Raw genomic sequence first — 13,635 nt, forward strand, 5'->3', positions numbered from 1 at the left:
CTCATCGTCTTTTATCGACCGGAACCGCTGTCGCCTCCATAACTCTGAGTCCATGATGGACCTTCCCAATCGGTTTAACCTCGCTGCGCTTTCCGAACCCGAAATGGGATAAGTACAACATCGCCCCGGTAAATACCGCTCCGCCAATAAAATTACCTATTAATACGGGGATTTGGTTCCAGAGCCACCAATCGGCCATGCTGACATCCGCCCCGAGCATCATGCCCGCCGGTATCACAAACATATTTACCACGGCATGCTCGAAGCCTTGACCGAAAAAGACCAGGATGGGCAGCCACATCGCAACGATTTTCCCTATCGTTGAGCTTGACGTAAACGCCATGACAACGCCTAGCGTCACCATCCAGTTGCAGAGCATAGCCTTGATCACAGCGAGCAGCATGCCGCTCACGCCCAGGGCCTTATAGCCGAGTGTCTTTGTTTCACTGGTGTCGATGATCATCTGAACAAGCGGATGACTCATATCCGTCCCCATCCTGGTCGCGGTAAGTGTATAGAGCCCCCCATAAATTAGACAGCCTATCACATGCCCGAGAATTACCCATCCGTAATTCGCAAGCATAGAGGCACCTGAAGCCTTTTTTTGCAGGACGGCTAATGGCAAGAGTGCGAAGCTTCCAGTTACCAGCTCTAAGCCCAGCAGTACAATCATCACAAAGCCAACCGGAAACAGGAGCGCGCCTACCATCGGGATATTCGTTTGGTCCGAAGCGGTAAAAGCTAGCGTGGTGGCGCACGCCAGGATGGCGCCCGATAACATGCCGCGGATGAGCATCTGCGAAGTCTTCAGCCGGGCTTTCGCGGCTCCGGCCTCGATCATGTCATCCATTACCTGATTCGGTTTCACATAATCCATATCGTGCACCCCCTCTAATGAATCAATCACTCACCTTTTGAAATGCCTCTGAAATTACAGCAATACGGTAACTGGTTCGCGTCAAGCCGTACGATCCTGCAGGTAAATCGCGCCGCTTACCGGATCAACTTCAACCTGGTAGGTGTTAACATTACCCGTATCCGGCTCTTGAACCTGCCCGCTGCATAGATCGATCTTCCAATCATGCAGAGGACAGTGCACCTGCTTCCCGCACACCATTCCCTCCGAAAGCTTTCCTCCTTTATGCGGGCACTTGTTCTCCACAGCCAGAATATCCCCATCCGATAAACGGAACAGCGCGATTTCCGTTCCGCCGACTTCAATGGTCCTTGAGCCCTTATGATCAATTTCGTTTACATATCCTACATGCAGTTTCGTCATCATTGGATTCCCCCTATTTCGTCACTGGTTCAGCATCAGGCAAAGGCACGAAGTTTTTACGAAGCCCGCTGTCCGACGTAATTTCCTTCCACGGATCCTTCTGCTTGCTTAAAGCCAGCTTTATTCTCGAGAAGAGCGCGACGCGGTCCTCCTTCTTCTCTAATGCTTTTTTCACATGGTTCAAGCCGACTCGCTCGATCCAAACCGATGTTCGCTCATTCCACTGCGCGTTTTCCCGATAGTATTGGATAAATGCCCCGGCCCATTCGAGCACCTCATCTTCCGTCTTCACGATGCACAATAACTCCGTAGCCCGAACATGAACGCCTCCATTGCCGCCGACGTGCAGTTCCCATCCGCCATCAATCGCTACGACTCCAAAATCCTTGATGGTCGCTTCCGCGCAATTTCTTGGACATCCGGAAACCGCAAGTTTCACTTTGGCTGGGGTGCTCAGCCGCTCAAACTCTTTTTCCAAGCGTACACCCATGCCTATGGAATCCTGGGTGCCGAATCGGCAAAACGTGGACCCCACGCAAGTTTTAACCGTACGGAGAGCTTTACCGTAAGCATACCCGGAAGGCATATCGAGCTCCTCCCACATCTTCGGCAGATCCTCCTTCTTGACGCCAAGCAGGTCGATCCGCTGTCCGCCTGTAATCTTAACCATCGGCACATCGAATTTTTCCGCAATCTCTGCGATTTTCTTTAGCTCCGACGGCGACGTCACCCCGCCATATATTCTGGGAACGACGGAATACGTGCCATCCTTCTGAATGTTGGCATGATATCGCTCGTTCGTGAAGCGGGATTCCTTCTCATCCACGTAGGATTCCGGAAACAGCATACCCAGATAGTAGTTCAACGATGGCCGGCATTTAGAACATCCCTCCGGATTGTCCCATCCCAGCACATTCATCACTTCTTTGACGGTTCCAAGTCCAAGACGGGTAATTTCTGCGATAATTTCATCCCGTCCTAGCGAAGTACACCCGCATATCCCTTCTTTTACAGGTTCCCCTGCTGCATCTCCGGCGTATAACTGAACCAGTCCCTCAACAAGAGGTTTGCAGCCGCCGCAGGATCCCGATGCTTTTGTACAAGCTTTAACGGAAGCAACGGTGTTGCAATTTTTCGTGAGAATGGCATCTTTTATCGTTTCTTTCGACACACCGTTACAACCGCAAATGATCTCATCATCCGCTAGCTGAGCCAGCCGCTGTTCCGCCGATACTGCACCGGCGTTGCCCGTGAAGCCCAACAAAAGCTCCTTCTCCCGGCCCTTGATGGATTCGCCGCTTTTCATGAGCGAGAACAGCTTTGGCCCATCTCCCGTATCGCCGAACATAACAGCTCCGATGAGCTGGTCATCGCGGATGACAAGTTTTTTATATACACCTTCAACTTCGTCCTGGTACCGCATCGACCGGGATCCTTCCGGGTCTGCAAAATGACCTGCCGAGAATACGTCTACACCGGAGATCTTCAATTTGGTAGATAGTACGGACCCGCCATAACCACTTGTCTCCACACCTGCCAGATGCTTGGCGAGCACGGCTCCCTGCTCGTAGAGCGGAGCGACAAGCCCATACGCGATCCCACGATGCTCGGCGCATTCACCGACCGCGTAGATCCCAGGAATGCTCGTCTCCATATAGTCGTTTACGATAATTCCCCGGTTGACTTCAATTCCTGCGGATTGTGCCAGCATGACGTTGGGCTTGATCCCGACAGCCATGACGACCAGATCTGTTTCAACACGCGTCCCATCCGTGAAGCGGAGCTCCTTGACCCGCTTTCGGCCCACAATGGCCTCTGAATTTTTACTAAGCAGGAACTTCATGCCTTGGGCTTCCAATTCCAGCTGCAGCATTTTCGCTGCGGTCTCATCTAATTGCCGTTCCATGATAAAGGGACTAAGATGAACCACCGAAACATCCATCCCGAGATGGAGCAGCCCTCTTGCTGCTTCAAGACCAAGCAATCCGCCGCCGATGACAACGGCTTTCTTATATTTTTTGGAAGTCTCCACCATAATCTCGCAATCCTTAATATCCCGAAAGGCGATAACTCCCTCCTTGTCTGCGCCAGGCAGAGGAAGCATAAACGGATTCGAACCGGTTGCGATAATCAATGAATCATACTCGGCCGCAGCTCCCTGATCGGAGTACACTTTACGGTTCTTGGTATCGATCCGGGTTACGGTGTGGCCGGTATATAGATGGATGTTATTCTCCTTGTACCAATCCCAATCGTTGATTATAATTTCCTGCATGTCGGCTCCGCCTGCAAGAACGGAAGACAGCATAATCCGGTTGTAATTCGGATACGGCTCAGATCCGAATATCGTGATTTCATAAGCCTCCGGGGTAAGCTTAATCAAATGCTCGATTGCCCGTACCCCTGCCATACCATTCCCGATCATTACTAACTTCTTTTTTGTCATGGTTTGCGCTCCCCTCCGTCTAACACCTTAGAATATACTTGTTGATTCATCAGAAGCCTTACAGAAACCAAAATAGCCTGCATTCGCTCCAGTAGAGTAGGCACACTCTTACCGGGAACGAAAGCAGGCTTCTTTGCCGCTAATGGGATACACCTTTGTATCCGGGAAATTTAAAGTTCTTGAGGGAAATATACAATACCCCGTGCTAACTGTCAACATATTTGACATGAAATGAAGAAAATTAATTAAATATCGACATCTACCTGTGATATATGTTATATAATTTAACATAATATCTGTTTTTACTAACAGCTTATAACTGACGGATATCATTTATGAAAGGAGCGTCAATCCATGCGTTCATTGCTGGTTATCCACCATCCGGTCCCTGCTTCAGAGCGAAGTGACACAGATGCCAGGGCGCTTCTTCCGGAGTTTATCCTTCGTTCTTATGGATACAAGGTCCTCCTTGCCCGAAGTGAGAAGCAAGCGCTGGCTGGAATCATGGAAGCAGACGGAACGGTTCTCCACCTACCGGTTGCCGCAATCAAATCGTGGTCCAGCACCCTTGAACAACAAAAGCGAGTTCCGGTTCTGTGGTGGTGCAGTGATCATGCCGCTTCGCAATCTCTCGAAGCATGTGAGGATGATGTTATCATTGATGGACTTTTATTTCCCGCCATGAAGGAGCATGAGCTGCATTGGACGCTGCATTTTAGCTCCAAGCATTTTTACGAACGAGAGCAGTGGCATAATGAAAGAACGCAGCTCCTTGCTCGCATTGAAGAGCGTAAATGGATTGATATGGCCAAAGGCATTCTATGCAAGATGAAAAATATTTCGGAATCCGAAGCGTACGATGTCCTGCGCAAACAGGCGATGAATGAAAGAAAAAGAATGGTGGATGTCGCAACCTCGATCGTCAAGTTGTATCAATTGCTGCAGGAGACCGGTTCAGGAGGTGCAAAAAAATCATGATCCACTTATTAAAAGAAGTCGGTCGCGGCAAGCGGGGCACACGTGACTTAACTTACGAAGAAGCGCTGCAGGCTGCAGAATCGATTCTCGGATTGCAGGCAACCCCTGCTCAGATCGGTGCCTTTTTCATTGCGGAACGCATCAAAATGGAAAGCGTGGAAGAATTGGAGGCATTCGTGCAGGTTTGCCGTGAATATGCGGACCGTTCGTTTGTACATGAGGGCGTAGACTGCGCAGGACCTTATGATGGCAGGAAGTCCTCCTTTTTCTCTACGTTAGCCACCGCGTTTGTGCTGGCTGCTGCTGATCTGCCTGTCACTCTGCATGGAACCGCATCACTGCCCCCGAAGTGGGGGATCACATTATCGGATATACTTGCAGCGAAGGGGATATCCGGATCGTTACTGTCAAAAGAATCATGCATCCGCGCAGCCCATCAATCTGGCGTATTATATGTACATGCTGAGGAATGGTGTCCCCCGCTTAAGAATCTTCGCCCGATCCGCGAGGAGCTCGGTATGCGGACCGTGCTCAACACGGCCGAAAAGTTTGTGGATTACTCCCATTCTCCTTTCCTAACTTTCGGCGTATACCATAACACGGTCTTTGACCGTTTAAGCCGACTGATCCTAAAACTCGGCTATCGGAAAGCGATCATCATTCAGGGAAGTGAAGGCTCCGATGAACTGTTCATTCACCGGCCCACGCGGACTTACCGGATTGAGAACGGTGAAGCCAGCCTCCATATCATTGATCCGGAAGCGTACGGACTCGATACGCCCGTTCCGGACATAAGCTGGACCCCGTCCGAACAAGCTAACGTTACCGCAGAGGTTCTGCAGGGTAAGGGGGATATCGCTTTTATGTACCAGATTCTGCTGAATGGAGCTGTTCGTTTACAATTGGCGGACAGGGTAAAGTCCATCGAAGAAGGAATTTATACATGTAAAGCATTGCTGGAGTCGGGTAAACCGGAGGCGTTATATGGCGAGTGGCTGTCCATGCTTCGTAATCCATCACAAATGATGGCCTGATCTCACCATTCGTTCGTCATGTTTCAGTAAGAACAGAAGAAACCCGCACCGGGCAAGCGGTGCGGGTTTCTTTTAATACCTATTAAACTCCAAATCCAAATCCGAATGCAGAAACGATGATGACCAAGAGAATGAAGAGAACCAGTACTGCTCCAACGGAACCATATCCTCCGCCGTATCCACCAACTTCACCCATTGTTCTAACCTCCTTTACTTTTCCGAACACAACATCCTATGCTCGATAATTCAAAGAGCTTAGACTATAGAGAAATAAAATAATACCAGACTGGTGTTGAGTCAATATGAATTCGGATTCTTAAGGGCAATATCTTATTTCGCAATCATTTTCTTGGCATAGTTTAGCACATCCGATTTGGCACTCTCCGCCCAAATGCTGTACCGGATCTGCTGCTCCTCATCCACCCAATCCAGGTGATCCCTTCCCTTGGAGTCGGTTGTGTAGATGCATTCCACTCCGTTAATGACGATCGTTTCCTTCTTCTCGTTCGGTTTCTTCTGCCGCACAGGCGTTCCGCCCATTGGCTGTTCAGGAACAATATAACTCGCAACGACTTGAAGTTTTACTTTTCCTTTATTAAAATTCAGAATCGCCGCGGACGCTTCATTCGACTTCATGATGTCGGAGTATACGAATTTCTCGCCGTTTGCTGCCTTCGCTTTTAATTCCTGCTCAATTTCTTTTGATGTAATGTCGATCTATTCTTTTATCGTTAACGAGATCTTCGAGCATCTTGATTATCCCACAACTCGCTTATATACCTGAAGGCATATACTCCTGCCATGAAATATATTTTTAATTATATATCTTATCATCTAAGATGAAATCACAGAAATCAATTATATGGATGAAGAGGTATCGACCCATAGTGCAGTACAAATAAAAGGAGGTTATTCGCAATGTCCAACATCCAGGAAAATCACAAGGTATTTGAGGAGCAGGAAGATCGCTTCATCAGACAAACGATTGCCGATATGGAATCGGCATTTAATCAACATGATGCCGATGCCTTGGATCGTCACTTTACCCAAGACTCTACTTGGGTCAATGTTATAGGGGAGATGCTCTCAGGCTGGGAGCAAATAAATAACGCACATAAAGTTGTTTTAAAAGGAACGCTTCTTCATTCATACGCAAAGTATTTCGTTGAGAAACTTGTATTCTTACGCCAGGATGTGGCCATCGCGCATATACGACAGTATCCGGCTACATCGAAGGGGGAACTCATCGAGGACGGACAAGGAAGCCTGGCAATCTATGTGATGGTCAAGAACCAAGACACTTGGCAACTTGCTGCAGGTCAGAATACTTTAATTCAGTCGCACCGTAAAGGATAACCACAATAAGAGTGAGTCTATCATCCATGCAGCTTCTCATTGTCATCCCTCGTGGCAACAAATTCCTGCACGCATGAGTCCGAAACATAATTGTTCATCGTCTTTCTCCAGAATGCCTGCGCCCGCTTATTGCGATCCGTAGCATTCGTCTGGACTTCCCAGCTGCCGGGATGCTTGTCGAACACTTGTGATGCAGCATTCTCCGCAACATGTCTGCCTCGGAAGGGTTTCATAACCGCGGTACGTCGTAATCACAAAAAAAAGCAATAAGCTCTGTCTTCTTCCGACAGGCTTACTGCTTAAAATCCATTTAGTCTCTAATCATGATTTCCTTGTAAATCCCATAAGCTCTTTCACATGCAGGGTATTTTCCAAGGATGTCAGCTTTTCCAGTAAAGTGAATGCCACATCAAAAGCCGTTGCCGGGTTACATGAAGTGATCAGGTTTCCATCCACAACGATCTGCTCATCCACGACATGGGCACCGAATTCCCGCAGCTGCGATTTTCTGATGCTGGTCGGGTGATCATACGTCGTGGCTTTTCGTCCCTCCAGCACGCCGGCTTTGCCAAGCGTAAGAGCTGCAACGCAGATCGTGGCAATCCACTTGCCCTGCTCATGAAATTCCCGAATGATCTTGGAGAACCTGGGGTCATATCCATCGTTATAAAACCCCGCTTCCTCGAACCCGCCAGGAATCGCCAGGGCATCGTAATCCTCCACCTTCACCGAGTCCAGCGTGACCTCGGGAATGACGGTAAAATTCCACGTGCATTTCAATCTGTCATGCAGTCCCGCGGTCACTACCTGGGTTGTCCCGTCTCCCTCCAGGTTGTTCCACCCCAGTACATCCGTAAATACACTCGCTTCCACAGCTTCAAATCCATCCGCCAACAACAAAAGCACTTTCTTCAAAAGCCATCCTCCCCCGTCCTTGTCTCTCTATATGATCTTAAAGATATCCCGATCTTTCGGATTGTGTTCTATCATAACTATACTTATCTCTAACTTCAACAGATAAACAAATAAAAACAACCAAAAAAAGCAGTCCGATGACTGCCTATCTTGGTTCAATAGCCTGCATATCCAAACAGATGAATTACTGATTTAAATCGTATAACCCAGGTGCATGCTCGTTGGCCAGCTCAGGCATCACAGGCAACGGGAACCCCTCCGGAGGTTGAACCACTTGCAGCTCTCCGCCATTTCTGCTTGGAGTTTGACCGCTAAAGATTTCGCCGATTCGCGTATCATCCAGCCTGAAGTTGAATTGTGCGTTATGGAAGCCCATATCTACGTATTTTTGACACTCCGGATATTTATGGATGTCATAATTCGGAACAGGGAATATTTTACCCCATTCAACGCCCAGCGTCTCCAGCGCTTTGGCAAATGCATTTTGATGCGCATTATCCCGTACAATCAGGAAAGCCAACGTCTCACGGAAGGTTTTGTTTGTGCTCATCTCATAGATCCGCGTTTTTTGAAGTACTCCCGTGGATTCGAGCACGACATTATCGAGTAAATTACTAACCAAATTTCCGTGATCGTACACGTAATTTCCCTGCCATGGGTTTCCTGCGGCATCAACTGGCAATGAACTTTGCGCTCCCATGATAAAATGATGCGGATTCGCATGCTTAATCGCTTCATTCAGCGGCGCGCCGTCCGTTCCGGAATTACCTGCTCCTTCTGCACCCGCGCCGGTCAGCAGCTGGTTGATTGTATGTTGAACCAACTCGACATGGCTTATCTCCTCCAAAAAAACGCCACGGATCAAGTCGCGGTATTGAGTTGCGTTCCCTCTGAAATTGTTGCTTTGGAAAAAGAACTGCATCAACGTCCGCATTTCGCCGAATCGGCCGCCTAATGTTTCCTGCAACACTTTTGCAGCTGCCGGATCGGGTTTATCCGGAACGATCAGATTGATCAGATCCTCTTTGTAAAAATACATGTAATTTCCTCCCGTCTCCTCAATATTGTCACGAATCCAGTTTGTGTTTATGACGGATTTTCCATGCATCCGTAGCTTCAGACAATGATTTCCTGCAATTTCCTGTTGCCCTACCTCGAAAGAATTAAAAGGTACTCTCCTGCGCATAATGACTCTGTTTGTATTAAACAAAAAAGGAGAGAACAACTTGGGAATTCTAAGCGGTAATCCAAAGGATGAACCTATGCATTATGGAGAGATCTTCAGTGTATGGGAAACGTCCATGATGGCAAAAGGCATGGTTTCATGCTACGAGGCTTATATGAATCACGCAGGCGATAAAGATCTAAAAAAAATGCTAAAAGATCTGTTGGATCAAGCAAAACTGGAGATTAAGGAATGTGATGAACTGCTTACAGATAACGGAATTGCCCCTGCACCGGGACTTCCGGAAAGACCCCCGGCCAAACTTGAGGATATTCCAGTAGGCGCAAGATTCACGGATCCTGAAATTGCTGCCAAAATCGCTGCAGATACATCACTCGGACTTGTATCATGCAGTAAAACCATGGGGATGTCCATACGGGAGGATATTGGAGCTTTATTCGCTAAATATCATCTCACCAAGACGGCACTGGGTGTGCGGATCCTTCAGATGAACAAGGAAAAAGGCTGGCTTATTCCTCCTCCTCTTCAAATCAAGAGACCTGAGGAAAAATAGCTAAAGCAAAAAACACTCTGATCTTCGATGAGATCAGAGTGTTTTTTCTAAAAGAAATTTGATAATCACAAATTGACCTTGCCCTAATTAAGCCCGTTGTTTTTGAACAGGCTCATGGTCCCGAAGAAGCCACATGTGGTAGAAATATTCAAAGATACCGGCTAACACCGTAATCAGCAGGATCCCCGGTAAGCTCAACGTCCAGTTCGCCGATTCGCTGATAATCCACAGCATGACGAATACCAGTCCCGCATCTCCAATGGTAGCCATCATGTTATTCGTCCTCGGCAAAATCAAAAGATCACCCACCAGATAAGCAACAATGCCGATACCCAAAGCAGCAATAACCGCTGATGCAAACGTAGCATTCGATAGACCGACTAGGATTGCCGTTATCATGACGCCATGCACCAGAAGCTTAACTAGTAATTTCTCCATCCGGATCACTCTCCTTATCCTTAATGTTATCCCGCTTATCATTTATTACCCAATTTTATCCGTTCAACATTTCCCACTGTCTATATCCATTCGTTCATTCCGAACTCCAGAAATCATTCCATGGTCAGAGACAGGCTGCATGGACAATTTACCGGTTTGCACTTGATTTCTCCCAATCAGAATCATACCTATAATGACCAGGAGTCCCCCGCACCACTGCTCCCAGCCGGCCGATTCCTTTAATAGGATGACCGAGAGCATTAAAGCGGTAAACGGCATCATCCCCGAAAAAGCTGCGGCCGTTGATGCTTGGCACCGCTTGATGCCGGCATACCAACAAATAAAAGCCAGCGCCGTTACAATAGGTCCATACCAAACCAGAGCCAGCCACTCTTTTAGTCCGATCGCTGATAGTGAAGCTGCGGGGTTCTCAAACCATGCAGGAACCATGCAGAGCAAGAGGGCCAGTGCAGAGACCAATGTCGTTTGGACTATAGGATGAATAGTCTGATGGTATGTCGTGTTTTGCTTGACTGAACTGATCCGTGACAGGATGTTAAAGTAAGATTCACTCGCTGCTGCGCAGAGGACTAGCGCGTTACCCCATACATGATGAATGGAAAATGAAAGATCCGATGAAAATAACCCCTGGATAACGATAACTCCTCCCACCGTGCTTAGAACACCCACTAGCTTGGTGCGGTCCATCGATTCTTTCAGCAGCAAGCCGGCCAGAATTACGGTAAAGGCAGGCGTGGCACCCGTTAATATTCCAGCTTCAGCAGAACTTGTATGTAGTAGGCCGTATAGTAAAAACATCCGAAACAGAAACATTCCAAATAACGCCTGGAAGAATAGAATCCTCCACTCTCTTTTCGATAAACGACGGACCGTCTTCATTAGATTCCTCAGACACAGAGGCAGCAAACACAGAAGCGCAAAGAACAAGCTGACTGCAGTAATGGTGAAAACCCCTAATCTTTCGTTCAAAAACCAACCGGTAATAACCGAGGTGCCCGCAAGTGAAAATGCACCCAACAGATACAACATCCCTTTCCAACGCTCCAAACGATCACATCCCCCAAATCATCTTAGGATTAATAGACATTGATATATGCTACAATCATAGAGTGTGAACTGGTATGGATAAAGAGCCAGTAAAACTAGAATTTATACAGACCAGTTGGAGGTCATGCCCTAATGTGGGGAATTGAACTGCAGCGGAGCAGCGAAATTCCGCTAAAACGCCAGATTTATCTTGCCGTCCGGGACCAGATTATTAACGGGAAACTCAAGGCAGGTGAAGCACTGCCATCTACTCGTGTTTTGGCAAATGTGCTGCATGTATCACGAAACACCGTAAATGAAGCTATTGAGATGCTGCTCGTCGAAGGCTTTGTCGTGAGCCGCCAGGGAGCCCCGACCCGGATTGCCGAAGGTTTGTCTCTGGATGACCCTCCAGTCGAAGAACCGCCAAAGCGCGTAGAGACACCCCTTTCTTTTTTAGTTGATTTCCGGACGGGCCAGCCCGAATTAAGGCAATTTCCACGGTATCTGTGGCAGCAGATCTCGCAGAAAACATTAAGCGAAATGCCTCCTGAGCTGCTAGGTTATACTGGTCCCCAAGGATTGCCGCGACTGCGCATGGAAATCGTTTCATGGCTTTACAGGAGCAAAGGGCTCTCCGTAGATCCTCAGGACGTCTTTATAACGGCAGGAGCTACCCATGCACTGCACGTCATTGCTGACTTGTTGCATGAGGATGGAATGGAAATTATGGTTGAAGACCCCTGCAACATCGAGATGCTGCAGACATTTATTAATAAAGGCTACATCGTCCAGCCTATTTCAGTGGATGAACATGGAATACAGCCAGACAAGCTGAAAGGAAAACCATCTTCACCCGTCTATATCACGCCTTCACATCAATTTCCTCTAGGCGGAATCCTGCCCGCTGACCGACGTGCCGCGTTAATCCGTTTCGCAAGGGAGAACCAAAGCTATATTATCGAGGATGATTATGACAGCGAATTCCGGTATTATGGCGATCCGGTATCGCCGTTATATGCCATGGATTCGGAGCGGGTAATCTACATCGGTACATTTAGTAAAGTACTCTTTCCTGCTCTTCGAATTGGTTATGCGATACTTCCACCTAAGCTTCAGCAGCGCTGGCGTTTTCTCCGCACTTATACGGATGTTCAGAATCCGCCGTTTGAGCAAGCAGCACTGGCTGAGTTTTTACATACTCGAAAATTTGATAGACATATTAGGAAAATGCGGAGATTATATGGTGAGCGTAGAGAGGTGCTTCTATCATCACTCGAAGAGTGTTTCGGGGAGGCCTGGCACCCCTGGGGAGATGCGGCAGGACTGCATCTTGCCGTTGAGTTTCCCGGAATTCATTTTGATGAGTCATTCAGAGAAAAGAGCCGGTTAAACAGAATACGCATTATGCCTGTGGAGTATCACAGTATTCAGAAGGGCATGCATGTAAACAAGCTGCTTTTGGGTTACGGTCATCTGAATCCTGATGAGATCCGCGAAAACATGGCGTTACTGCTCATCTATTTGAAGGAGCAGGGCCACTTTGAATGAACGAAGGAAAGGCTGCCATGTTGGCAGCCTTGTTTAATTGATATACAGAGCAGGACACTATCTACCCTTACTTACTTGATGTCTCAACCTTCTTACCTGCAAGACGTTTCGCAGCTTCTTCGGCTTCCTGAAATGCCTGTCCCAGAACTTGATCCCTATCGAAAAATGCATTTCCTTGTGCCCGGATGATCTGATAATCCTTTACCCCCATAAAGTTAAACATGGATTTAAGGTATTTATGCGAATATTCCACCTCGGTATACCAATCGTTATTTGTATAAATAGCGTCGCTTGCCTGTATGACCAGCAGACTGCGGGCATCGGTTAGCAAACCTTCCGAACCCTTCTCCGTATATTGGAATGTCTCTCGTGCAATGAGGATGTTATCGATATAATCTTTAAGCTTGGAAGGAACGTTGAAATTGTGCATCGGCATTACGATAACATATTTCCGGGCCGCCTTAAATTGCTCTAGAATGGCGGACATGCGGTCCGTTAGCTGTTGCTCCTCTTCGTTAAGACTCTCTCCACTCGCTTGCTTCCTCCGTGCCTCCAGAACCGTTTGGTCGATTGCAGGTACAGGGTCACGGTACAAATCGATCTGTCCCACAATTCCGGAAGGGTTTAGTCTTGTATACTCCCCTAGAAAATGATGTAAAACCTGCAAGCTGACAGAAGTTACTCCATCTACCATAGGGTGGGCATTAATAATGAGTATTTTCTCCATATTTTCTCTCTCCTTATTTTCTTTTTCATGAACTAAGACAAATAAGGAACATCATTTGTGACATCGCTCCATATCCCTAAACTTCTTGATGCATAAACCAACGAATGAAATGGAAATGATAACTA

The 13,635-nt window shown here is 47.6% G+C and carries 16 protein-coding genes; 5 read left to right on the top strand and 11 right to left on the bottom strand.

Annotated elements, in window-relative coordinates:
• Window position 1: 1 nt before the first annotated feature.
• From ACQKPA_RS07880 to nirB, 3 genes are all read right to left on the bottom strand, one after another.
• The gene (locus ACQKPA_RS07880; protein ID WP_427491024.1) at window positions 2-877 is read right to left on the bottom strand and encodes a formate/nitrite transporter family protein; all 876 of its coding nucleotides are present in this window, start codon (window positions 875-877) and stop codon (window positions 2-4) included.
• An 81-nt stretch (window positions 878-958) separates the two neighbouring features.
• Window positions 959-1,279 (bottom strand): nitrite reductase small subunit NirD, encoded by a 321-nt coding sequence (gene nirD / locus ACQKPA_RS07885; protein WP_427491698.1) that lies wholly within the window; start codon window positions 1,277-1,279, stop codon window positions 959-961.
• A 13-nt stretch (window positions 1,280-1,292) separates the two neighbouring features.
• Window positions 1,293-3,725, bottom strand: coding sequence for a nitrite reductase large subunit NirB (nirB, locus tag ACQKPA_RS07890; RefSeq protein WP_427491026.1), 2,433 nt, complete (start codon window positions 3,723-3,725; stop codon window positions 1,293-1,295).
• 354 nt (window positions 3,726-4,079) lie between these two features.
• On the opposite strand from nirB, the gene ACQKPA_RS07895 reads away from it, so the two are divergent.
• Window positions 4,080-4,703, top strand: coding sequence for an ANTAR domain-containing response regulator (locus ACQKPA_RS07895; protein ID WP_113058084.1), 624 nt, complete (start codon window positions 4,080-4,082; stop codon window positions 4,701-4,703).
• On the top strand, window positions 4,700-5,737 hold the full coding sequence (locus ACQKPA_RS07900) for an anthranilate phosphoribosyltransferase (protein ID WP_427491027.1): 1,038 nt from the start codon (window positions 4,700-4,702) through the stop codon (window positions 5,735-5,737). Before ACQKPA_RS07895 ends, ACQKPA_RS07900 begins: the two co-directional genes overlap by 4 nt.
• 82 nt (window positions 5,738-5,819) lie before the next feature.
• Here ACQKPA_RS07900 and ACQKPA_RS07905 read toward each other — a convergent pair whose 3' ends face one another.
• Together ACQKPA_RS07905 and ACQKPA_RS07910 are read right to left on the bottom strand one after the other, a co-directional pair.
• On the bottom strand, window positions 5,820-5,933 hold the full coding sequence (locus ACQKPA_RS07905) for a sporulation protein YjcZ (protein WP_194542276.1): 114 nt from the start codon (window positions 5,931-5,933) through the stop codon (window positions 5,820-5,822).
• Window positions 5,934-6,067: 134 nt separating this feature from the next.
• Window positions 6,068-6,373: a hypothetical protein gene (locus ACQKPA_RS07910; RefSeq protein ID WP_427491029.1), complete on the bottom strand. Its 306-nt coding sequence runs from the start codon at window positions 6,371-6,373 to the stop codon at window positions 6,068-6,070.
• A gap of 282 nt (window positions 6,374-6,655) precedes the next feature.
• Between ACQKPA_RS07910 and ACQKPA_RS07915 the strand changes: the two genes are divergently transcribed.
• Complete coding sequence (locus ACQKPA_RS07915) at window positions 6,656-7,093, top strand: SgcJ/EcaC family oxidoreductase (RefSeq protein WP_427491031.1); 438 nt, start codon at window positions 6,656-6,658, stop codon at window positions 7,091-7,093.
• 20 nt (window positions 7,094-7,113) lie between these two features.
• On the opposite strand, the gene ACQKPA_RS07920 is transcribed toward ACQKPA_RS07915, so the two are convergent.
• The 3 genes from ACQKPA_RS07920 to ACQKPA_RS07930 form a co-directional block, all read right to left on the bottom strand.
• Window positions 7,114-7,326: a hypothetical protein gene (locus ACQKPA_RS07920; protein ID WP_427491033.1), complete on the bottom strand. Its 213-nt coding sequence runs from the start codon at window positions 7,324-7,326 to the stop codon at window positions 7,114-7,116.
• An 88-nt stretch (window positions 7,327-7,414) separates the two neighbouring features.
• The gene (locus ACQKPA_RS07925; protein ID WP_427491035.1) at window positions 7,415-8,008 is read right to left on the bottom strand and encodes a DJ-1/PfpI family protein; all 594 of its coding nucleotides are present in this window, start codon (window positions 8,006-8,008) and stop codon (window positions 7,415-7,417) included.
• A 184-nt stretch (window positions 8,009-8,192) separates the two neighbouring features.
• Entirely contained in the window at window positions 8,193-9,047 is an 855-nt protein-coding gene (locus ACQKPA_RS07930) for a manganese catalase family protein (protein WP_260067581.1), read from the bottom strand.
• A 187-nt stretch (window positions 9,048-9,234) separates the two neighbouring features.
• Between ACQKPA_RS07930 and ACQKPA_RS07935 the strand changes: the two genes are divergently transcribed.
• Window positions 9,235-9,747, top strand: a complete 513-nt coding sequence (locus ACQKPA_RS07935) for a DUF3231 family protein (RefSeq protein WP_427491037.1) — start codon at window positions 9,235-9,237, stop codon at window positions 9,745-9,747.
• An 87-nt stretch (window positions 9,748-9,834) separates the two neighbouring features.
• Here the strand turns inward: ACQKPA_RS07935 and ACQKPA_RS07940 are convergent, their stop codons facing one another.
• On the bottom strand, window positions 9,835-10,185 hold the full coding sequence (locus ACQKPA_RS07940) for a DUF2512 family protein (RefSeq protein ID WP_427491039.1): 351 nt from the start codon (window positions 10,183-10,185) through the stop codon (window positions 9,835-9,837).
• Between the two features lie 63 nt (window positions 10,186-10,248).
• The gene (locus tag ACQKPA_RS07945; RefSeq protein WP_427491041.1) at window positions 10,249-11,253 is read right to left on the bottom strand and encodes a DMT family transporter; all 1,005 of its coding nucleotides are present in this window, start codon (window positions 11,251-11,253) and stop codon (window positions 10,249-10,251) included.
• 132 nt (window positions 11,254-11,385) lie between these two features.
• On the opposite strand from ACQKPA_RS07945, the gene ACQKPA_RS07950 reads away from it, so the two are divergent.
• Complete coding sequence (locus ACQKPA_RS07950) at window positions 11,386-12,783, top strand: PLP-dependent aminotransferase family protein (protein WP_427491043.1); 1,398 nt, start codon at window positions 11,386-11,388, stop codon at window positions 12,781-12,783.
• 67 nt (window positions 12,784-12,850) lie between these two features.
• Here ACQKPA_RS07950 and ACQKPA_RS07955 read toward each other — a convergent pair whose 3' ends face one another.
• Entirely contained in the window at window positions 12,851-13,510 is a 660-nt protein-coding gene (locus tag ACQKPA_RS07955) for an FMN-dependent NADH-azoreductase (RefSeq protein ID WP_427491045.1), read from the bottom strand.
• Window positions 13,511-13,635 lie beyond the last annotated feature (125 nt).

It is taken from the genome of Paenibacillus sp. NPDC093718 (genome assembly GCF_050279985.1).
Lineage (GTDB): Bacteria > Bacillota > Bacilli > Paenibacillales > Paenibacillaceae > Paenibacillus_AQ.

Coding starts and splice junctions, on each gene's coding strand:
- ACQKPA_RS07880 (WP_427491024.1), bottom strand. CDS start 877: ATGGATTATGTGAAACCGAATCAGGTAATGGATGACATGATCGAGGCC.
- nirD (WP_427491698.1), bottom strand. CDS start 1,279: ATGACGAAACTGCATGTAGGATATGTAAACGAAATTGATCATAAGGGC.
- nirB (WP_427491026.1), bottom strand. CDS start 3,725: ATGACAAAAAAGAAGTTAGTAATGATCGGGAATGGTATGGCAGGGGTA.
- ACQKPA_RS07895 (WP_113058084.1), top strand. CDS start 4,080: ATGCGTTCATTGCTGGTTATCCACCATCCGGTCCCTGCTTCAGAGCGA.
- ACQKPA_RS07900 (WP_427491027.1), top strand. CDS start 4,700: ATGATCCACTTATTAAAAGAAGTCGGTCGCGGCAAGCGGGGCACACGT.
- ACQKPA_RS07905 (WP_194542276.1), bottom strand. CDS start 5,933: ATGGGTGAAGTTGGTGGATACGGCGGAGGATATGGTTCCGTTGGAGCA.
- ACQKPA_RS07910 (WP_427491029.1), bottom strand. CDS start 6,373: ATGAAGTCGAATGAAGCGTCCGCGGCGATTCTGAATTTTAATAAAGGA.
- ACQKPA_RS07915 (WP_427491031.1), top strand. CDS start 6,656: ATGTCCAACATCCAGGAAAATCACAAGGTATTTGAGGAGCAGGAAGAT.
- ACQKPA_RS07920 (WP_427491033.1), bottom strand. CDS start 7,326: ATGAAACCCTTCCGAGGCAGACATGTTGCGGAGAATGCTGCATCACAA.
- ACQKPA_RS07930 (WP_260067581.1), bottom strand. CDS start 9,047: ATGTATTTTTACAAAGAGGATCTGATCAATCTGATCGTTCCGGATAAA.
- ACQKPA_RS07940 (WP_427491039.1), bottom strand. CDS start 10,185: ATGGAGAAATTACTAGTTAAGCTTCTGGTGCATGGCGTCATGATAACG.
- ACQKPA_RS07950 (WP_427491043.1), top strand. CDS start 11,386: ATGTGGGGAATTGAACTGCAGCGGAGCAGCGAAATTCCGCTAAAACGC.
- ACQKPA_RS07955 (WP_427491045.1), bottom strand. CDS start 13,510: ATGGAGAAAATACTCATTATTAATGCCCACCCTATGGTAGATGGAGTA.